The sequence below is a fragment of the Paenibacillus macerans genome (assembly GCF_050565405.1).
GTDB classification, from domain to species: Bacteria; Bacillota; Bacilli; order Paenibacillales; family Paenibacillaceae; genus Fontibacillus; species Fontibacillus macerans_B.
The window spans coordinates 1-19,000 of sequence record NZ_JBNYYG010000069.1 but is presented as its reverse complement, the minus strand read 5'-3'; the positions used below and the strand labels follow the sequence as shown (position 1 = coordinate 19,000).

At 55.2% G+C, this 19,000-nt stretch carries 19 protein-coding genes; 8 read left to right on the top strand and 11 right to left on the bottom strand.

The window, feature by feature from the left end; genetic code table 11:
- Positions 1 to 52: 52 nt before the first annotated feature.
- The 4 genes from ACQ4N8_RS25030 to ACQ4N8_RS25015 form a co-directional block, all read right to left on the bottom strand.
- Positions 53 to 1,471 carry a copper amine oxidase N-terminal domain-containing protein gene (locus tag ACQ4N8_RS25030; protein ID WP_430707072.1) on the bottom strand — a complete coding sequence of 473 codons (1,419 nt, stop codon included), beginning with the start codon at positions 1,469 to 1,471 and terminating at the stop codon, positions 53 to 55.
- 29 nt (positions 1,472 to 1,500) lie between these two features.
- Positions 1,501 to 2,889, bottom strand: a complete 1,389-nt coding sequence (locus ACQ4N8_RS25025; RefSeq protein WP_430707071.1) for an MBOAT family O-acyltransferase — start codon at positions 2,887 to 2,889, stop codon at positions 1,501 to 1,503.
- A 174-nt stretch (positions 2,890 to 3,063) separates the two neighbouring features.
- Positions 3,064 to 3,747: a CidB/LrgB family autolysis modulator gene (locus ACQ4N8_RS25020; RefSeq protein WP_430707070.1), complete on the bottom strand. Its 684-nt coding sequence runs from the start codon at positions 3,745 to 3,747 to the stop codon at positions 3,064 to 3,066.
- The gene (locus ACQ4N8_RS25015) at positions 3,744 to 4,115 is read right to left on the bottom strand and encodes a CidA/LrgA family protein (RefSeq protein ID WP_430707084.1); all 372 of its coding nucleotides are present in this window, start codon (positions 4,113 to 4,115) and stop codon (positions 3,744 to 3,746) included. Before ACQ4N8_RS25015 ends, ACQ4N8_RS25020 begins: the two co-directional genes overlap by 4 nt.
- Before the next feature lie 138 nt (positions 4,116 to 4,253).
- Between ACQ4N8_RS25015 and cidR the strand changes: the two genes are divergently transcribed.
- The 6 genes from cidR (at position 4,254) to ACQ4N8_RS24985 (ending at position 12,007) form a co-directional block, all read left to right on the top strand.
- Positions 4,254 to 5,153, top strand: coding sequence for a cidABC operon transcriptional activator CidR (gene cidR / locus ACQ4N8_RS25010; protein WP_430707069.1), 900 nt, complete (start codon positions 4,254 to 4,256; stop codon positions 5,151 to 5,153).
- A 165-nt stretch (positions 5,154 to 5,318) separates the two neighbouring features.
- The gene (locus ACQ4N8_RS25005) at positions 5,319 to 6,740 is read left to right on the top strand and encodes an amino acid permease (protein WP_430707068.1); all 1,422 of its coding nucleotides are present in this window, start codon (positions 5,319 to 5,321) and stop codon (positions 6,738 to 6,740) included.
- A 187-nt stretch (positions 6,741 to 6,927) separates the two neighbouring features.
- Entirely contained in the window at positions 6,928 to 7,677 is a 750-nt protein-coding gene (gene pdaA / locus ACQ4N8_RS25000) for a delta-lactam-biosynthetic de-N-acetylase (RefSeq protein ID WP_430707083.1), read from the top strand.
- Between the two features lie 224 nt (positions 7,678 to 7,901).
- Positions 7,902 to 8,369, top strand: a complete 468-nt coding sequence (locus tag ACQ4N8_RS24995) for a MarR family winged helix-turn-helix transcriptional regulator (RefSeq protein ID WP_430707082.1) — start codon at positions 7,902 to 7,904, stop codon at positions 8,367 to 8,369.
- Positions 8,370 to 8,390: 21 nt separating this feature from the next.
- Positions 8,391 to 10,118 (top strand): ABC transporter ATP-binding protein, encoded by a 1,728-nt coding sequence (locus ACQ4N8_RS24990; RefSeq protein ID WP_430707067.1) that lies wholly within the window; start codon positions 8,391 to 8,393, stop codon positions 10,116 to 10,118.
- Complete coding sequence (locus ACQ4N8_RS24985) at positions 10,115 to 12,007, top strand: ABC transporter ATP-binding protein (protein ID WP_430707066.1); 1,893 nt, start codon at positions 10,115 to 10,117, stop codon at positions 12,005 to 12,007. Before ACQ4N8_RS24990 ends, ACQ4N8_RS24985 begins: the two co-directional genes overlap by 4 nt.
- A 99-nt stretch (positions 12,008 to 12,106) precedes the next feature.
- On the opposite strand, the gene ACQ4N8_RS24980 is transcribed toward ACQ4N8_RS24985, so the two are convergent.
- Positions 12,107 to 12,844 (bottom strand): Crp/Fnr family transcriptional regulator, encoded by a 738-nt coding sequence (locus ACQ4N8_RS24980; protein WP_430707065.1) that lies wholly within the window; start codon positions 12,842 to 12,844, stop codon positions 12,107 to 12,109.
- A gap of 200 nt (positions 12,845 to 13,044) precedes the next feature.
- Here ACQ4N8_RS24980 and ACQ4N8_RS24975 point away from each other — a divergent pair, with 200 nt between their 5' ends.
- Positions 13,045 to 13,497, top strand: coding sequence for a V4R domain-containing protein (locus tag ACQ4N8_RS24975; RefSeq protein WP_430707064.1), 453 nt, complete (start codon positions 13,045 to 13,047; stop codon positions 13,495 to 13,497).
- A 152-nt stretch (positions 13,498 to 13,649) separates the two neighbouring features.
- The gene (locus tag ACQ4N8_RS24970) at positions 13,650 to 15,137 is read left to right on the top strand and encodes a methyl-accepting chemotaxis protein (protein WP_430707063.1); all 1,488 of its coding nucleotides are present in this window, start codon (positions 13,650 to 13,652) and stop codon (positions 15,135 to 15,137) included.
- A gap of 44 nt (positions 15,138 to 15,181) precedes the next feature.
- Here ACQ4N8_RS24970 and ACQ4N8_RS24965 read toward each other — a convergent pair whose 3' ends face one another.
- The 6 genes from ACQ4N8_RS24965 to ACQ4N8_RS24940 all read right to left on the bottom strand — a co-directional run.
- On the bottom strand, positions 15,182 to 15,532 hold the full coding sequence (locus ACQ4N8_RS24965) for an EamA family transporter (RefSeq protein WP_430707062.1): 351 nt from the start codon (positions 15,530 to 15,532) through the stop codon (positions 15,182 to 15,184).
- Complete coding sequence (locus tag ACQ4N8_RS24960; RefSeq protein WP_430707061.1) at positions 15,510 to 15,863, bottom strand: DUF2304 domain-containing protein; 354 nt, start codon at positions 15,861 to 15,863, stop codon at positions 15,510 to 15,512. The genes ACQ4N8_RS24965 and ACQ4N8_RS24960 overlap by 23 nt, the downstream gene beginning before the upstream one ends.
- The gene (locus ACQ4N8_RS24955; RefSeq protein WP_430707060.1) at positions 15,863 to 16,588 is read right to left on the bottom strand and encodes a glycosyltransferase family 2 protein; all 726 of its coding nucleotides are present in this window, start codon (positions 16,586 to 16,588) and stop codon (positions 15,863 to 15,865) included. Before ACQ4N8_RS24955 ends, ACQ4N8_RS24960 begins: the two co-directional genes overlap by 1 nt.
- Positions 16,585 to 17,892 carry an ArnT family glycosyltransferase gene (locus ACQ4N8_RS24950; RefSeq protein ID WP_430707059.1) on the bottom strand — a complete coding sequence of 436 codons (1,308 nt, stop codon included), beginning with the start codon at positions 17,890 to 17,892 and terminating at the stop codon, positions 16,585 to 16,587. The genes ACQ4N8_RS24955 and ACQ4N8_RS24950 overlap by 4 nt, the downstream gene beginning before the upstream one ends.
- A 91-nt stretch (positions 17,893 to 17,983) precedes the next feature.
- Entirely contained in the window at positions 17,984 to 18,661 is a 678-nt protein-coding gene (locus tag ACQ4N8_RS24945) for a DNA-3-methyladenine glycosylase family protein (RefSeq protein ID WP_430707058.1), read from the bottom strand.
- A gap of 64 nt (positions 18,662 to 18,725) precedes the next feature.
- The coding region (locus ACQ4N8_RS24940; RefSeq protein WP_430707057.1) for a hypothetical protein at positions 18,726 to 19,000 on the bottom strand (275 nt) is incomplete at its 5' end.

Sequence of the window (19,000 nt, the reverse complement as noted above, 5' to 3'; positions counted from 1 at the left end):
ACAGGCTCCCTCTCCGGGATCGGGGAGGGAGCCTGTTCGCTGTTCGAGCCGATTAATCCAGCGTAATGTTGTAAGTGACGACATAATCATCCGGATCGGCTTGATCGACCTGGACGTCGCCCTTCAGCAGCCGGATGATCTGGATCAACGGACCGGTCAGCCGGTCGTTGTAAATTTTCGCCGGCGTGTCGAGTTGGGTCTGCTCCCCGTTGACGGTCGCGGTATCGGCACCGACAGCGATCGACACCTCCCGGTCCCGGTGCGTTAAATCGACTGTTTTCTCGGCAGCGTCATAGCTGAAGTCGATGCCGGCCGCCAAAGCGAAATCCTTGAGCGGGACGCGTACCGCATCTCCGTCGGCCGGAGGAAGCTCGTTGAAGGTGATCTGCTTGCCGTTCACGTTGACGACGACGGAATACACCGGTCCTTCCTCATTGACGACCAAGCTTTGCACCTGTTCCTGCAGCAAGCGGTTGTTCAGCTCCACGTTCGCCGCGGTGACCTGATGGGTTCCGGCGGCGATTTCCTCGATGATCCGGAGATTGACCGCGGCCGAATGATGCGATAAGTCTTTGAATTCGTCGAGATTATACGTGATCGAGCTATCGCTTTGGAAATCGTACACCCGAACATTGTCGTAAGCGCTGAACCGCTCGTACATGTAGGTTTTCATCGCCAATTGGTTCGCGAACCGCTCGGGGTTGACGCTGTACCACATCTGCTGCCGCAAAATGGAGTACGGCGGGTAGTAAATGATAAACTCGATTTCCGGATGCGCTTCGATCAGGCTCATCGTGTTCGTCTCGAAATTTTGCTTCACGATGTCCAGCGCGGGTTCGCTGTCTGCCGTTAACTGCTCGGCTATCCGGGCTTCGTGCCATTTGGCGAGCACCTGGTCCGGGCCGTAGACGGCGGAGGCATCCCAGTTGTTCAGAAGATCGAGGTTGCGCAGCTGGCTCATCCTATCCTTCGGGAGGAACATGGCGCCGAGCGCGTGTTTGACATCGGAAACGTTAAACAAATATTTATAGTCGTTCCATACCGAGTTGTCATATAAATAAAACGGAAAAGCAGCCTCGTCCCGCACGGCATTGTCCCGGAACGAGAAGTAGTCGATCCCCCACAGCACTTTTTGCACCTGGCCGGTACCGATCGCCACGTCGGCAATCATCCGCTGCTCCTTGGCGGTGGAACCCTCCATCGACAGCTTCATCACCTTGCCGCCCAGGAGGTTGCCCACTTCCGAGGGAACGAAGTTTTCCGTCATGGAGCTGCCGAGGATGATCGTATCGTAAGCATAATTTTTGGCCAGGCCGGGGGTTTGGTAGCGCTCCTGTTTCGTGAAGAGCGGCGGGTAGGACGCCTTCCGATAGAGCTGCAGCGGGTCGACCGCAAATACGAACGTTCCGACCAAAGCGGCGAATAACATAATATAGGCCATGAACCAGATGACGAAACGGATGTTCTTCAAGGGAATTTCTCCTTTTACCAGCATCTAGATCAGAACGTGAAATACAAAAATTCGCTGACCTGGTTGAAATACAAAATGGAAACTATGAATAGTCCGGCAATAAACGCGGCATATTTCATGCTTGGTTTGAATTTCATCTTCAATTCCATCGAGTTGCGGGCGAATAGCGCGATGACAAAAGCCGCCACGATCAGCAGCACCTGGCTGGCCAGTTCCAGGGAAACGTGGATCTCCCCGAGGCTGAACATTCCGCGGAACACCTTCATCGCGTCCTCCCAGGTGGCAGCCCGGAAGAACACCCAGGTGAAGTTGATAAACAAAAAAGTAATTAGCCAGCCGCACCAGCGCGGCAAGGCGATGCCTGCTTTGCTCCACAGGCGCTGGACGACCTGGGCGATGCCGTGCAACAGGCCCCAGACGATGAACGTCCAGCCCGCGCCATGCCAGAAGCCGCCGATCAGGAACGTTGCCACCAGATTGAAATAGGTGCGAAACGTGCCTTTACGGTTTCCGCCCAGCGGAATATAGATATAGTCCCTCAGGAAGCGGCTCAGCGTCATATGCCAGCGGCTCCAGAAATCCTTAATGCTTACGGCTTTATAAGGAGAGTTGAAGTTGACCGGCAGCTTGATGTTGAACAAGAGCGCAATGCCGATCGCCATATCCGAATACCCGCTGAAGTCGAAATAAAGCTGGAACGTATAGGCGAGCGAGGTGGTCCAGGACTCGACCAGTCCCAGATGGGGCGACACGTCAAAGCCCTGGGTGGCGATGGGCGCCAGCGTATCCGCGATGACCACCTTTTTGAACAAGCCGACGCAAAATATAAAGAAGCCGCGGGCCACGTTGCCCGGGATGATCCGTTTGCTTCGCGGGCGGTCAAACTGCGGCATCATTTCTTTATGATGCAAGATCGGGCCGGCGATCAGATGGGGATAAAACGTGACGAACAGAACGTAACTGACGATGCTGTATTCTTTGGCCGAACCGCGATAGGCGTCGACGAGATACGCGATTTGCGTAAACGTGAAGAAGCTGATCCCGAGCGGCAAAGCCAGCTCCAGCAGCTTGATATGCGCGGCAAACAGCGAATTGACGTTGGAGATGAAGAAGTCGGCATATTTATAGTAGCCGAGCAGCAGCACATTGCCGGTAATCCCGGCAGTCAGCAGCAGCTTCCGCAGCCGGAGCGGTTTACCGGCGGAATGGCTGATGGCTCGACCCATGATGTAGTTGAAGGCAATGGAAGCCAGAATCAACGGCAGCGACTTGATGCTCCAATAGCTGTAGAAGAACAGCGAGGCGGCAGCCAGCCACAGCTTTCCGGCAACGGGAGGGAGAAACCGGTTCAACAGAAAATAAACGACGAAGGAAACCGGCCAAAATACAAATATAAATTCGTACGAATTAAACAGCAAGGGCGAAAGGCACCTCTCTTACGCGTGAGAATCATAACCAGATCATCATATAACAGATACACCAAGGCGACAATATCATTTTAAGCCATCCTTCGACAAAAAAAACGACCCCGCCCAAGGCGGAGTCCAAGGAGGAACCCATATATAAATAAATAGGAGGAAACACGAGTATGGTTATAAGTGCAGTAAAAGGATTAACATAGGGGCGGCACCCAAGGTGAACAATGCCGCCAAAATCATCGAGATGCTGGAAATGGTGCCCGTCAGCGAACTCAATTCGAAGGCTTTCGAGGTCCCCGTTCCATGGGCACTGGTGCCGAACAGGATGCCCCGCGCCACTTCATTGTCGATGCGGAACAGCTTCATCACCAGCGGTCCCAGCATCGTGCCGAGCAGTCCGGTGAGAATGACGAACACCGCGGTAATATTGGGTACGCCGCCGATCACTTGCGAGACGTTCATCGCGATGGGCGTCGTGACCGAACGCGGAATCAAGCTGGTGATCAGCTCGTCGTCCAAATGCATCCATTCGGCGAGAAATGCCGAGGAGAACATGGCGACGACCGAGCCGCTCAACACGCTAATGAGAATTTCAACAGCATGTTTTTTCAACACATTGTAGTATTTATACAGCGGTACGGCAAAGGCGATCGTCGCCGGCTGCAGCATATTGCTCAGCCATTTGCCGCCGGTATGGTAAGTTTCGTAAGGAATTTGCGCCCACAGCAAGCCGATCACGAGAAACAGCGGAGTAATCAGCAGCGGGGACAAATAAATTCTCGTCCGGATCCGATACAGCCGTTTGGACAGGCCATAAATGACCAGAGTAAAAGCCAGACTAAGCAAACCTGCCATCATGAGATTCGGCGCTCCTTTCGTTTCGCGATGCGGGAGGCAATCAGCCCGGAGCTGACCATAACGATCAGGGTGCTGAAGATGACGACGATCAGAATCCGGATGCCTTCGCTCTCGAGCAGGGGAATGTATTGCATGACGCCGACGGCGGAGGGAATGAAGAACAGCAGCAGCTCGGCCAGCAGCCAATTCGCGCCCTGCTCGATCCACCCCAGCTTAACGACGCCAGTTTTCAATAGAACAAACAATACCGCGATGCCCAGAATGGAACCGGGAACCGGCAAATGGAGCAGCTCCGCGATCGCATTCATGGCCATGGAGATGAAGAACAGGATAGCGACTTGAAAAATGCCTTTGCCGATCACTTTCATCTTTTCCATGCGAGCAGCTCCTTTCTGTTAGTGGTTGGTAATGAAAATATTACACCGATTGTTTTCATGAGTAAAATGAATATACTGAATGAATAGTATTCCATTTTGCTATGGATGATGGTAAAGGAGAGTGTGGCGGTGGATATCCGGCAAATGCAGTATTTGATTGAAGTCGCGCGGCGGGGAAGCTTCACGAAAGCCGCAGAGGCGCTGTATATCACGCAGCCGACCATTAGCAAGGCGGTCAAGGCGATGGAGGAGGAACTGGGCGTCGTCCTGTTCGATCGGATCGGCAAGAAAATCGAGCTGACCGATGCCGGGCAAATCATCGTGACGCAAGCCCAGCAAATCGTGACCTCGTTTCAAAATTTGACGGCGGAGCTCGACGATTTGCGCAATTTGAAAAAGGGGCATATCCGCATCGGGCTGCCGCCGATGGTAGGGGCGAGCTTTTTTCCGAAGGTGATCGGCGAATTTCATCAGCGGTATCCGGAAATCACGATCCAGCTGTTCGAGGACGGGGCCAAAAAGGTGGAGCAGGATGTGGCCGGAGGCGCGTTGGACGTAGGGGTCGTGGTGCTGCCGACGGTGGAGGAGGAATTAAGCAGCTTCCCGTTTGTCGAGGAGAAGCTGAATCTGGTCGTGCCGCCAGCCCACCCTTTGGCGGAGCGGGAAACGGTGGAATTGGCCGAGCTGGCGCAGGATGGATTCGTGCTGTTCCGCGAGGACTTTACGCTCCATGGCCGCATCATCGGCGAATGCGCCAAAGCGGGTTTTCAGCCGCACGTCATCTACGAGAGCTCGCAGTGGGACTTGATCAGCGAGATGGTAGCCGTCGGCCTCGGCATCACCCTGCTGCCGGAGACGATCTGCCGGGAGATCGACGATGAAGGCGTGCGGATCATTCCGCTCGTCAAGCCGGTGATCCCTTGGAAGCTCGGCATCGTGTGGCGCGATGACCGGTATCTATCGTTCGCCACCCGGGAATGGATCCGGTTTGCCCGGGAGGTGCTGACGACGCATGTCGAAAATGTATAAAAAGCCCGGCGATGATTCTACAATATACGTGAATATATATCAAAAATTCCCAAATTGTTTGAAAATTGACAAACTATTTCCTTGTTGACTACTTGTGCAGACCGAAACGGGTGCATATAATTAGCGAAATGATTCACAAATATGACATTAGGGGACAGAGCCTAGATGAGTTTGTTACGGAAAAAATCAATTGCTTCGATGATCCTGGAGAAACAGGCGGCCGGATCCGGAGGCGGCGGATTAAAGAAGGAGCTGGGAGTTTTCGATTTGACCATGCTTGGCGTCGGTTGCGTCGTCGGCACCGGGATCTTCGTTCTGACCGGGGTGGCAGCCGCCCAGCATGCCGGACCGGGACTCATTCTTTCCTTTATTCTGGCCGGCATCGTCTGCGCCTTTTGCGCATTGTGTTATGCCGAATTCGCCTCCATGGTTCCCGTTTCGGGAAGCGCCTACACCTACAGCTACGCGACGTTTGGGGAATTGATCGCCTGGATACTGGGGTGGGATCTGATCCTGGAATACGGTTTTGCCGCCTCGATGGTGGCGAGCGGCTGGTCAGGTTATTTTCAGGGACTGGTCTCGGGGATGGGGTTTACGGTGCCGACGGCGATCAGCAGCGCTTTCGATCCGGCCAACGGGACGTACGTAGACGTTCCTGCGATTCTGATCGTGTTGTTGCTGACCTTCATCGTGTCCCGCGGCTCCAAGGAGTCCTCGCGCTTGAATTCGATCATGGTGCTCGTCAAAATCGCCGTGATCATTTTGTTTATCGTCGTCGGCGCGTTTTATGTCAAACCCGGAAACTGGACGCCGTTTATGCCGTTTGGCTTTAGCGGCGTCGTCACCGGAGCGGCGACGGCCTTCCTCGCGTATATCGGCTTCGATGCCGTGGCTACGGCCGCCGAAGAGGTGAAGAACCCGCAAAAGGATTTGCCGCGGGGGATCCTGTGGTCGTTAGCGGTTTGCTCCTTGCTGTATATACTCGTAACGGCGGTGCTTACCGGGATTGTGCCGTACGCGGAGCTGAACGTAAAAAATCCGGTAGCTTTTGCCCTGCAGTACATTAACCAGAACTGGGTGGCCGGGTTCATTTCGCTGGGCGCCATCGTGGGGATCACGACCGTGCTGTTCGTGCTGCTGTTCGGTCAGAGCCGATTGCTTTACGCGATCGGCCGCGACGGCTTGCTGCCGAAGCCGCTGGCCAAGCTGCATCCGAAAACCGGGGTTCCGTCGAACAGTACCTGGGCGACCGGCATCATCGTTGCCATCTTCGCCGGGTTGATCCCGCTGGGGAAGCTGGCCGATCTGGTCAGCATCGGGACCTTGTTCGCCTTTATCTCGGTATCGCTGGGCATCGTGATTTTACGCCGCACGCGTCCGGATTTAACTCGCTCCTTTAAGGTGCCGCTGGTACCGTGGATCCCGCTGCTGGCCGTGCTGAGCTGTGGTTATCTGCTGATCAGCCTGCCCGCGATCACCTGGATCGCCTTCCTCATTTGGATGATGGTCGGCTTGTTGGTTTATTTTGTGTACGGATACCGGAACAGCGAGCTATCGGAGCGGATCGGCCGGTCAGCCGGCAAATAACGGAAATCGGTGAACCGGTCACTCCATCCCTTTCGGGGCATTTCGTCGTTTGTTCGGCGAGTCCCGAAGGGGATTTTTTGCATATTTCCGCAGGTTGCGGCAGATAGTAAGCGGAGCATATTCAGACTATCCAGACGAGAAACGAAGGAGAGAGCTTACCGTGAAGTTTGCCTTGATCTGCAGCGTGATGATGAGCCTGCTGTTCGGGAGCGTGTCCCCGGCAGCCGCCTATGCCGACGTAACCCATCATTTCGGTTTCAAAAAAAGCGTCGGCGGCCAGCTTCCCTCCATTAACGAGGAAGGATTCAAAGATATCATCGATAACAACGGCGCGATTTTCCTCGGGGACACCTCGCGCAAGGATTTGTTCCTCACGTTCGACAACGGTTACGAGAACGGGTACACGGCACCGATCCTCGATACGCTGAAAGCCAAAAAGGTACCGGCCGTTTTTTTCGTGACCGGCCACTATGTGAAGGATCAGCCGGAGTTGCTCATGCGGATGGCTGCGGAAGGGCATCTGATCGGCAACCATTCCTGGAGCCACCCGGATATGACCACGATCTCCGATGAGCGGATCCGGGATGAGCTGGAGAAGGTGAAGATCGCGACGGCCCAAGTAACCGGGCAAAAGGAAATGGCGTACCTTCGCCCGCCGCGCGGCATCTTCAGCGACCGAACGTTACGAGTGACGAAGGCGCTGGGCTATACCAACGTATTTTGGTCGGTCGCCTATAAGGATTGGGACGTCAACGATCAACGAGGCGCGGACTATGCCTATCAAAAGGTCGTGTCGCAGCTGCATCCCGGCGCGGTAATCCTGCTGCATTCGGTGTCCAAGGACAACGCCGCCGCGTTGGGGCGGATGATCGATGAAGCCCGCCGGCAGGGCTATGAGTTCAGAAGCCTAGACCAACTAAAGCCGAATCAGCCGTAAACCGGAGGGTTTCAAAAGACCGTTACCCGCAGGCAGAAAGCCTGCGCCGGGCGGTCTTTTTCTCGTTAGGCGAGCATTTCGGTCCGTGGCCATTTTCGTTGAATCTTGACTATTCTTTGACGTCGCTTGACTTTGGGTAGGGGCCCTCTTATAATTAGCCTTGCGAATAAATAGCCATACTAATTATTAAATAGTGAAAATAATAAGGAGGGAAAGCGAAGTTGATGTATGACGGTGATAATCCGCAAGTACAAAGATTGCTGAAGACGGTTCACCGCTTTCGAAAGCTGGATATGAGCAAAATGACCTCGCTGCCCTATAAGCCGAGCGAAGTCAGGTTGCTGTTTGTGCTCTTGCACGGGTTGAAGAAGGATGAGCGCGGAGTTACCGTTTCCGAGCTTAGCACGATGATGGAGGTGGCGTCACCGACCGTAACGCCGCTGATTCGCAGCCTGGAGGAGCACGGTCTGGTCCTGCGCTACAACGACCAGGAGGACCGCCGGGTCGTCCGCGTCAAACCGACGGAACGCGGATTGGAGGTCGTCCGCGAGGCCGCCAAGGCGAGATCGGGCCAAATCCAAGGGTTGGTCGATTATTTGGGCCAGGAGAAGTGCCTGCAACTGATCGAATTGTTGGAGCAGGTGTATGAATACGTGGAGATGAAGCTTAACCGAAAGAGAGAAAATGAATAGAACATGTGGAGATGATGGAAATTGATAAAACTTTTCCGCAATTTGAAACCATACCGCTGGCTGGTAGCCGCGGTGCTCGTGCTCGTCTTCTTCCAGACGTTGTCCGAGCTGTATTTGCCGACGCTAATGGCGGACATCGTCGACAAGGGCGTCGTCAACGGCGATACGCCGTATATTTGGCGGATCGGCGGGTTGATGCTTCTCGTGGCGCTAGGCGGGATGGCTTGCTCGATCGTGGCAAGCTACTATTCGTCCAAAGCGGCGACCGGGTTTGGCAAGCTGTTGCGGGGCAAGGTGTTCGGCCATGTTTCGAACTTCTCGCTGGAGGAGTTTGACACCGTCGGCACCGCCTCGCTGATTACCCGTACGACCAACGACATTACCCAGGTGCAGCAAGTGCTGATCATGATTCTGAGAATGATGGTCATGGCCCCGATGATGTGCCTGGGCGGGATCATTATGGCCGTATCGAAAGACGCCACCTTGTCCCTGGTGCTGGTGGTTATCATTCCGGTACTGGCCGCAACCATCTTCCTGATCGCGAGAAAAGGGCTGCCTTTATTTAAAGCGATTCAGAAAAAAATCGATAAGCTGAACCTCGTCATGCGCGAAGGCTTGACCGGGATTCGCGTCATCCGTTCGTTTAACCGGACCGATTACGAAAGCCAACGTTTCGACAAGGCCAACCTGGATTTGACGGAAACGTCGATCAAGGTCAACAAAATCATGGCGTTCATGATGCCGGTCATGATGCTCGTCATGAACTTTTCATCGGTGGCGATCATTTGGTACGGAGGACTGCGGATCGACGCCGAACAAATGCAAGTCGGCGACTTGATGGCTTTCCTGCAGTACGCCATGCAGATCCTGTTTTCGCTCGTGATGGTGTCGATGATGTTCGTGATGATTCCTCGGGCATCGGCTTCGGCCATCCGTATCAATGAAGTACTGGACATGGAACCGGTCATTAAGGATGCGGCGGCGGGACATCAAGAAACCGGAACTAAAGGGCTGATCGAATTCGAGAACGTGTCCTTCAGCTACCCGGGCGCGGAACAGCCGGCGATACAGAACATCTACTTCACCGCCAAACCGGGGCAGGTGACCGCTATCATCGGCGGGACGGGCTCCGGCAAATCGACGCTGATCAGCCTGATCCCGCGTTTTTACGACGTGCAGGAAGGAAGCGTTCGGGTGGACGGCGTGGATGTGCGCGATATGACGCAGGAGGAACTGCGCGGCAAGATCGGTTTTGTGCCGCAAACGGCGGTGTTGTTCTCCGGCACGATCAGCGAAAATATCCGCTACGGCAAAGAGGACGCCAGCGACGAAGAGGTCCGGCATGCGGCGGAAATCGCCCAGGCGAGCGACTTTATCGGCAAAATGGAGCAGGGCTTCGATTCGCCGATCGCGCAAGGCGGCACCAACGTGTCGGGCGGGCAAAAGCAGCGGCTTTCCATCGCTCGGGCTCTCGTGCGGCCGGCGGAAATTTATATCTTCGACGACAGCTTCTCGGCGTTGGACTTCAAAACCGATGCCAAGCTGCGGGCGGCGTTGAAGCAGGAAACCCAACAATCCACGGTGATCATTGTCGCTCAGCGAGTGAGCACCGTGCTCGATGCCGACCAGATCATCGTGATGAACGACAGCCAAATTGCCGGCATCGGCAACCATCGCGAACTGATGGAAACCTGCGACGTGTATAAAGAAATCGTGTATTCGCAGCTTTCGGAGGAGGAAATCGCATGAGCCAGGAGCAAAAAGAAAGAAAACGCGGATTTGGCGGCCCTGGCGGCAGACATGGCGGTCCCGGGGGTCCCGGGATGGGCATGCCGGTCGAGAAGGCGAAGGATTTTAAGGGGACCTTAAAGCGTCTGATTCAATATTTAAAGCCGCATAAGTTTCAATTGGCCGCCGTGCTGGTCATGGCGATCTTAAGCACTGTGTTCAGCATCGTCAGCCCAAAGGTAATGGGGAAAGCGACCACCAAGCTGTTTGAGGGCATTTTTGCCAAAATGCAAGGGGTGCCCGGAGCTTCGATCGATTTCCAGTACGTCTGGCAGATCATTACGATTTTGCTGGTGCTTTATGCGCTTAGTGCACTATTCGGTTATTTCCAGCAGTACCTGATGGCCGGCGTGGCCCAGAGAACGGTATACGATTTGCGGCGCGACGTGAACAGCAAGCTGAACAAACTGCCGCTGAAATATTTTGACGGCCGGACGCATGGGGAAATTTTGAGCCGGGTCACCAACGACGTCGACAATATCAGCAACACCTTGCAGCAAAGCATGACGCAGCTGATCACCTCGATCCTGACGATCATCGGCGTTATCGTGATGATGCTCTCGATCAGCCCGCTGTTGACGTTGATTGCCATATTGACGCTGCCGCTGAGTATCGTAGCCATCACTTCGATCGCCAAACGTTCGCAGAAGCAATTTGTCCGTCAGCAAAAAGAACTCGGCGAGTTGAACGGGCACGTGGAGGAAATGTACACCGGCCACAAAATCGTGAAGGCGTTTGGCCGTGAAGCCAAATCGCTGGAGCAGTTCGACAATATCAACGAACGGCTGTATGAGGCCGGTTGGAAAGCGCAGTTCATTTCCGGCGTGATCATGCCAATCATGAGCTTTATCGGAAATATCGGGTATGTGCTCGTCTCGGTGGTCGGCGGGATTCTCGTCACCAAAAAAACGATCGAAATCGGGGACGTGCAGGCGTTTATCCAATACTCGCGCCAGTTTACGATGCCGATTACGCAAACGGCGAACATCGCCAACATTATTCAATCCACCGTCGCTTCGGCGGAACGCGTGTTTGAGATTTTGGACGAGGAAGAGCAGGTTCCGGAAGCCGCCAAGCCGGTCGTGCTGGAGCAGCCGCGCGGCGACGTAGCCTTCAATCACGTGCAGTTCGGTTATGATCCGGAGAATCTGTTGATCGAAGACATGAACATCAACGTGTCGCAAGGGCAAACGATCGCGATCGTCGGTCCGACCGGCGCCGGGAAGACGACGCTGATCAACCTGCTGATGCGCTTCTATGAAGTGAACGGCGGCTCGATCACCGTGGACGGCGTCAATATTGCCGACATGAAACGCGGCGAGCTGCGCAGCCTGTTCGGCATGGTGCTGCAGGATACGTGGTTGTTTAACGGCACGATCCGCGACAACATCGCCTACGGCCGCGAAGGCGCAACCGAGGAGGAAGTGGTGAATGCCGCCAAAACGGCGTATGCCGACCACTTTATCCGCACGCTGCCGGGCGGGTATAACACGATCCTGAACGAGGAAGCATCGAATATTTCGCAGGGGCAGAAGCAACTCTTGACGATCGCGCGGGCGATTCTCGCCGATCCGGCGATCCTCATTCTCGACGAAGCGACCAGCAGTGTCGATACCCGGACCGAGGTGCATATCCAGAAAGCGATGAACGTGCTGATGAAGGGCAGAACGAGCTTCGTCATCGCCCACCGCTTGTCCACGATCAAGGATGCCGATCTCATCCTCGTGATGAACCATGGCTCCGTGATCGAAAAAGGCACGCACGAAGAACTGCTGGCCCTTGGCGGTTTCTATGCCGACTTGTACAACAGCCAGTTCACCAAAGGCGATTTCGAGCCGGAGGCCGTGTAAACCGGCTTCGGCCGATGCTTAATAGATGAAGAAGCGCTCCCGCCACATGGCGGGGGCGCTTCTTTTGGTGGGCTAACGGACTGTGATGACGTTATCGGCTCATTTCCCGGACATTTCCCACTGTAACGGGCCCAGATCCCCGGCCAGCCGGCGCAGCGCCGCTTCGTCCCGGATGCGCAGCTTGCGCTGCGAAACGGCGAGGACGCCGTCGTCGGTCAACTGCCGCAGCTTGCGACTGAGCGTTTCCGGGGTGGCGCCGATCAGGCCGGCCAGCTCCTTTTTGGACACGGGCAGCGTAAAATCGCTGGACGCCGGCGCCGCCTTCCGGCGGAAATACAGCAGCATTTTGGCCAGCCGTCGATCCGCCTCGAGCAGGGTCAGCATCGCCGCCCAGCCGTCGGCCTCCTCCAACTGGCTGCTTAGCGCGGTCATGAACCGCGCCGCCGTATCCGGGTCCCGGCGCAAAATATCGAGAAAATCGCTGCGGTGAATCCGGCAAACCCCCGTTGCATCGGCCGCCAGGGCGCTGGCATAATGGGGTTTCTCCTGCAGCAGGGCAAATTGCCCGAAGAAATCGCCGGGGAACAGCAGCCGAATAATGTGTTCCTTCCCGTTATCCTCCAGCTTAGTCAGCTTGATGATGCCGCGATTGACGACGAACAGCGAATCCGACCGGTCTCCCTCGCGGAAGATCAGCTCGCCTTTCCGAAACTGCGCGGTGCGCATCACCGAGTGGAGGAGTTCCACCTCCGCTTCGCGGAGCTGGGCAAATACCGGAACATGCGCCAGGCAGGAGAGGGCTTGGCCGGATTCGGGGGGTTGGCAAGCACAGGACATGGCATCCACCTTCCTTTATTAGAAATCTCGCGTAAGTTGACACTTTTACCCTATCAGTTAGCAGGATCAGTACTAGTGATTATTGTCACAACATTCATTACGAAATCTTGATTTAAATCAAGGTTCTAGGTTTGCGGATATGGCAAATTAGACCTACCGACGAATTGTTGGCTGGCCATAACAGATAGGGGGAAACATCGATGAAAAGTTTTACGTTTGAGGATTTGCGGCATATCGACCGCTCGCGGCTGGGCGGGGAGGTACCGCTGGAATTGTTTCGGGCGATTCGGTTGATCGGCATGCAGCAGGGGTTGCCGCTCGAGGGCAAAGGGACGACCGCATCCATCGGGCGAAAGATCGGCGAGAGTCTGCCCGTGAACACGTTGGAGGAGCTGCTCGCGTTATTTGCGGATCTGCGGATCGGGATTCCGCGGATTTTGGAGCGGGATGAGCGGTTGATCCGGATCGCGGTCGACGATTGCTTTTGCAAAGGCTTACCCTTGATCGAGGAGAAAAAGGTTTGCGATTTGGAGGGAGCCATTCTGGAAGGAGCGCTCGGCAAAATGCTCAATCGCAAAGTGAGCGTTCGGGAGACGAAATGCAATGTATGCGGTAACGAGCATTGCGAATATGAGATCCGGATATTTGCGTAAATATACGCCTTTTGCCGTTTGCAAGGCGTTGAAGACGGCGAAAAATGTCGAATAAAAACTATTTTAAGTAAATTAATCTACAATAAACGACAAAATCTGCCGATACTCACTTCATACGAAGTTTCCTAAACATACAACAGGAGGTTATGGAGATGGCAGGCCAAGATGTAGATGATTTTTTGTACAAGGATTTTCGAAGAAGGAACCTGATGATATGCATGACGGTCACGACGACGGTCATTCTCAGCTTTGCCGTATTGTTGGGTCTACATACGAGCGCGATGATCACTTCCTTGATCGTCGTTCCCAACGTGCTGATTTTGGCTTTGGTTTGGGGCGGCCATTTGACCCGGAAGAAAGAAAACTTAATTCCTTATATCGCAGTGGCAGGCACCTTTATCACTTCATTGGTTACCGTTTTTCAGGGTGGCGGGGGACCGCTCGGCGCAATATCGGCCTTTTTTGTCTTGAGCGTCGGCATCATGTACAACAATTTCCGGGTTGTGATGTTTGGTTTCGGTGCTGCCTTGGTCGTGATCTTGATCAAATATACCTTTTTTCATGATCCTGCGGGCAGCGGTTCGGACGTTATCGTTATGCTGTATTTCTTCGCGGTAACTTCCTGGGTACTGTTGGCCCAATCTTCCTTAGGCCGTAGAATGTTGGCCAATTCGGCAAAAATGAATAAGGAGACCGCGGAGCTGCTGGCTCGCGAGCTGGAGCGGGAAAAGATCACGTCCGAAGCAACGCGAACGATCGCCCAAAGCATCGGTGAGATTCGCTCCAACAGCCAGGACAATTACCATGCTTTCCAGGAGATGAATACGGCGTTTCAGGAAATGGCTTCCGGCGCGGCGGTGCAAACGGAAACGATCGGGGGCATTTCGGACAATATCGTAACCTCCAACCAATACATAAACCACATGACTGCTGCCTTAGGCGAGCTGGTCGAGACGGTATCCGGAACCAAATCGGCTTCCACCGAAGGAGCGGCCGTCATCGGCCAGCTGACCGGGACGATCGACCGATTCCATGAAAACATGAATGCGATGAAGGAGGATATCGGAGCCTTGATCGGCAATATCCACCTCATCGCCGAGCTGACCGCCTCGATCCGCGAAATCGCCGAACAGACCAGTCTGCTGTCGCTGAATGCCAGCATCGAAGCGGCAAGAGCCGGAGAGCAGGGGCGCGGCTTCGAAGTCGTGGCGCATGAGATACGCAAACTGGCCGACTTGACGAACGAATCCGCGAAACGGATTACGGATAACGTGGGTCAAGCTACCCGTCAGGCCGATCTGTCTCAGGTGCGGTTAGAGGAAAACGTGAACAACATGGAACAAAGCCTGGAGTTGGTGAAAAAAACGAAAGGCGCGTTTATGTCGATCAATGACCATGTGGAAGAGCTGGCGAACGGAGCGGCCGACATCACCGAAGTCGCCGGTTCGGTTCAGGAGAAAACCGATGAAATCGAGCAGGCGGTTAACGATTTCGTCGCCGTTATCGAGCAGTCGTCGGCTACGCTGCAGGAGCTGTTGGCTACCGTTGACACGTTAACCTCGCAGAACCTTCCGATGGTCCGACGCATCGAAGAGACGGACCGGGCCGTCAAACAGCTGGTTGTGATCGAAAGGCAGTAGAAGGACGATTCATAAAGCAGCCCGGTCACTCGACCGGGCTGCTTCTATTTGGCCAGCAAAAATACGCCGAGCAGGATCACGGCTACGCCGGCCAGCTTCGTTAACGTGATTGTTTCGTGGAAGAGGAAGTAGGCTGGAACGAGCGCCAGCACGTAAGCGAGCGCCTGCAGCGGGTAGGCGACGCTAAGCGGAAGCCGGGACAATACGGCGAACCACAGCAGCGTAGCCAGTACGTACAAAGCAATGCCGCCGATTACCGCCGGCGAGGTTGCCAGCTTGCCCCAATGCAGGCCGCCGGAGCGGCCCAGCCCGACCTTGAACAGAATTTGTCCGGTCACCAGCAGCAGGATATTGCCGAGCAGCAGGAGATAACTAATCGTTTTGTCCATGTTCATGTGCGGCCTCCTGTTCTTTTAGGATCGCCATCTCCTGAGTCAGGCGGAGCACCTGGGACGTCAGCCTGGTAATGACGATCGTTAGATGAAGAATAAAGGCGAAGCAAAATAATAAACCGAACAGGAACAGCACCGCGGGCGCATATTTCACCCCTAAGCGGGCGGCGATCCATTCGATGAAGGTAACGTTTAGCGAGCAAACGAGCAAAATCACGCTGAACAGGATCCACAGTAAGGAATACTGCTCGCGCAGCTTCTGGCGACGGACGAGCTCCAGCACGGCGAACAGGAACAAAGCGGCAACGGCAACGGATACGATGTATATCGCCATTATTCCTGCACCGCTGTTCTCCGTGAATGGTGACGGAGAGCGCTCATCAGAACGGATAACGTGACCTTCACCATGTAATACACCGATCGCCAGGGAGTTATCGACGATTTGCCGGCCGCCCGCGGACGCATCTCAGCGGGAACTTCGGCGATCCGGCAGCCCATTCGTTTCAGGTATACGATCGATTCCACTTCGGGATAATCGATGGGGTAATAATCGGCGTATAGCTCGATGACCTTGCGTCCGGCGGCGCGAAATCCACTGGTTGTATCGGTGAATCGCTGGCCGGTAACCCAGGAGACGAGCGCCGAAAAAAAGGCGATTCCTACCCGTCTTGCCGGGGACGACCGATACGCCGTGGACTCCACGAATCTGGATCCGATCACGAGATCGTGCGCGGCCGTTTGGGAGATCAGCTTCGGAAGCTCTTCGGCCCGGTGCTGCCCATCGGCATCCATTTGCACGGCGATATCGTAGCCCATTTGCTTGGCATACATATATCCGGTTTGCATGCCGCCCCCGATGCCGACGTTGTAAGGCATCGTCAGTACCTTGGCGCCCTCTTTCTTGGCGAATTCTTCCGTCCGGTCGGCGGAGCCGTCGTTAATGACGAGCACATCGGCAGCCGGGGCATGCGTCCGGATGTCCCGGATCACCAACCCGATGCTGGCCTCTTCATTGTAGGCCGGGATAATAATGAGCATCTTCGTCGGATTCGGATTCATGACGCGGAAGCCTCCTTTCGCTCCAGCCGGTTCAACGAGCGGGGCAAGAAGCGGCTCGCCAGGTCGCCGATGAAATACGATCCGAACAGGATGAGCAGCACCATATTGGGATAGCCGTAGCGGTTAAACGCCACGAATGGCACGTAAATGACGGTGAAATAAGCCAGCGCGAGCAGCAGCGGGAGCACGCGGTTCAGGTTGAAGCGGTGTTTCAGCAACGCCCACAGAATGCCAACCATGTTGACGTACATCAGCACGACCTGAGCGAGGTTCATCGCCGGGCGGCTGATCGGCCAGAACGGGCGGGAATAGAAGGGATGGAAGTACAGCTCCACCCATCTCCCCAGCGTATACCAATACAGGTATTTCATCGGCTCATGCGTAAATCCGTATTTGAGGATATCCAGGCCTTTGCGGACGGCGCTGCTGTCGGCTCCTTCAAACACCGTCTTCGGATCGTATTGGGGATAGGCTTCGAAAAAGCCTGCGGGCGGCAACTGCCAGCGAATCCGCGTTCCAAGCAGAAATGGGCTGCCCCCGGAATTGGTGAACACGATAAATTCGTGAAACGTCACCCAGTTGCGGATCCACCAAGGCGTCAGCAGAAGGATATACGCGGCTCCCATCAACAGGGTATACTTCAGCATGGTCCGCCAGGGCAGTTTCATCCGCAGCCATAGGACGGGCAGCACGGCCGGATATAAAGAGGCGTGGGGCTTCAAGTAAGCGGCCGCGGCCGTTAGTACGCCGATCAGGATGTATAGGGCCGATCTCTGGCGTTCCTGCGCCAGGATGGTGCAGCAGACGAGGAGCAGAAGCAGCGTCCGGAAGGTTGTTTCCGACAGGATGACTCCGGAGGAAAAATAATCGGGCGGATACAGCGCGGACACCGTGCAGGCGATCAGCGCCACCCGGGTAGTAAAGATCCGGCGGCCGATCCAGAAGATCAAATAGATGCAGAGGGCCTGCTGCAGGCATTGAAACAGACGATAGGCGACGACACCGCCCTGGTCCTGGCCGAAAACGGCCATAAGCCCGGACAGCATCAGCGGCAATCCGGGCATGATAAAGGCGGAAGGCTTGTCCTTCGTGTTATAAGCGAGCACTCCTTCGTTCAGGAGGAGGCGGGAGGACTGGATATATTTAACGTCGTCATTGTTGGGCCGAACGGGGTCGCCCAAGAGAAAGTAATCATTGTAAATCAGGACGACAAGACACGAAACGATCGCCACGAAAGCAATCAACCCGATCAGATACAGCTTTGCCGGACGGCTGACTTCTGGCAGTGTGAACAAACGATCCATCCCCGATCTGTTTATATTCTACCGATTCATATACAAGTTCCTTTCCAACCATAATGTTATTTTATAACCAATATTTACCGTAAGCAACTTATCAAGAAGAATAACCGGGTCGTCGCTCGGCAAAGGTATGGCCCGAGTCGACATGGCCTTGATTGATCGCCTCCCAAAGATACAGCGAAGCGATCGAGCCGTAAGGTTGCCACTCGGAAGAAGCCTGCTGCAAATATTTGCGGTCGGGCCGTTCTTCCATTGCATACACCCAGCGGGCGGCACGTTGCAGGCCGGCGTCTCCATAAGACACCACATCCTCGCGGCCGAGGGCAAAGAGCAGGAACATCTCCGCCGACCAACGGCCGATCCCTTTGACGGAGACGAGCGTTTCTATCACAGTTTCATCGCTCAGCTCCTGCAGCCGATCGAGGTCGATTCGTCCGGATAACACTTTGTCGCATAAATCCTTTAGATAGGCGGCCTTGGAGGCGGATAGGCCGGCAGCCCGCAAATCGGCATCGCTTTGAGCCGACAAGGCGGCCGGGGACAGCTCCCCGGCCAGCTCGATAACCCGGCCGCGAATGGTGGCCGCAGCCTTGACCGATATTTGCTGGCTGATGATCGATCGCGCCAGCTCGGAGAATAGGGGGCCTTGCGGTTTGGTGGCCAGATTTCCGATCATCATTATCAGTTCGCCCATCCGCGGGTCGGCGGCGGCCAGCGCCTGCGACCGGGGATCTCCGGGGTGCAGCTCGAATTTGGGTTTGGGTGCATTCATAGGGATAACCTCCTTATTCAGTCCATTGGCGTTGCATAATTCATGATCATTGGGTTTAATGGCTTCAGTTTGGATTATCATCCAACAGCGTTACATACCGCAGGAGCAACTCGTCGACGCGGAGCTGCAGGGCGTCGCGCCGCTCCTGCATCGCCGCGAGCCGCGCCGCGTCGAAGGCGGCCTCCGGCGCCTGCATCGCCGCGTCCACCGCCGCCAGCTCCGCTTCGGCGGCGGCGACGTCGGCCTCCAGCTTGCGCACGGAGGCCGGATTGGCCGCGGGCCCCCGATCAAGCAGCAAATCGCCCGAATCGAACGCGACCGCGATCGCCTCGAGCATTT

Bases quoted from the DNA above. Each gene is read 5' to 3' on its own strand.
- ACQ4N8_RS25020 (WP_430707070.1), bottom strand. From the start codon at position 3,747: ATGATGGCAGGTTTGCTTAGTCTGGCTTTTACTCTGGTCATTTATGGC.
- ACQ4N8_RS25015 (WP_430707084.1), bottom strand. From the start codon at position 4,115: ATGAAAGTGATCGGCAAAGGCATTTTTCAAGTCGCTATCCTGTTCTTC.
- ACQ4N8_RS25005 (WP_430707068.1), top strand. From the start codon at position 5,319: ATGAGTTTGTTACGGAAAAAATCAATTGCTTCGATGATCCTGGAGAAA.
- pdaA (WP_430707083.1), top strand. From the start codon at position 6,928: ATGATGAGCCTGCTGTTCGGGAGCGTGTCCCCGGCAGCCGCCTATGCC.
- ACQ4N8_RS24995 (WP_430707082.1), top strand. From the start codon at position 7,902: ATGTATGACGGTGATAATCCGCAAGTACAAAGATTGCTGAAGACGGTT.
- ACQ4N8_RS24985 (WP_430707066.1), top strand. From the start codon at position 10,115: ATGAGCCAGGAGCAAAAAGAAAGAAAACGCGGATTTGGCGGCCCTGGC.
- ACQ4N8_RS24980 (WP_430707065.1), bottom strand. From the start codon at position 12,844: ATGTCCTGTGCTTGCCAACCCCCCGAATCCGGCCAAGCCCTCTCCTGC.
- ACQ4N8_RS24975 (WP_430707064.1), top strand. From the start codon at position 13,045: ATGAAAAGTTTTACGTTTGAGGATTTGCGGCATATCGACCGCTCGCGG.
- ACQ4N8_RS24970 (WP_430707063.1), top strand. From the start codon at position 13,650: ATGGCAGGCCAAGATGTAGATGATTTTTTGTACAAGGATTTTCGAAGA.
- ACQ4N8_RS24965 (WP_430707062.1), bottom strand. From the start codon at position 15,532: ATGAACATGGACAAAACGATTAGTTATCTCCTGCTGCTCGGCAATATC.
- ACQ4N8_RS24960 (WP_430707061.1), bottom strand. From the start codon at position 15,863: ATGGCGATATACATCGTATCCGTTGCCGTTGCCGCTTTGTTCCTGTTC.
- ACQ4N8_RS24955 (WP_430707060.1), bottom strand. From the start codon at position 16,588: ATGAATCCGAATCCGACGAAGATGCTCATTATTATCCCGGCCTACAAT.
- ACQ4N8_RS24950 (WP_430707059.1), bottom strand. From the start codon at position 17,892: ATGGATCGTTTGTTCACACTGCCAGAAGTCAGCCGTCCGGCAAAGCTG.
- ACQ4N8_RS24945 (WP_430707058.1), bottom strand. From the start codon at position 18,661: ATGAATGCACCCAAACCCAAATTCGAGCTGCACCCCGGAGATCCCCGG.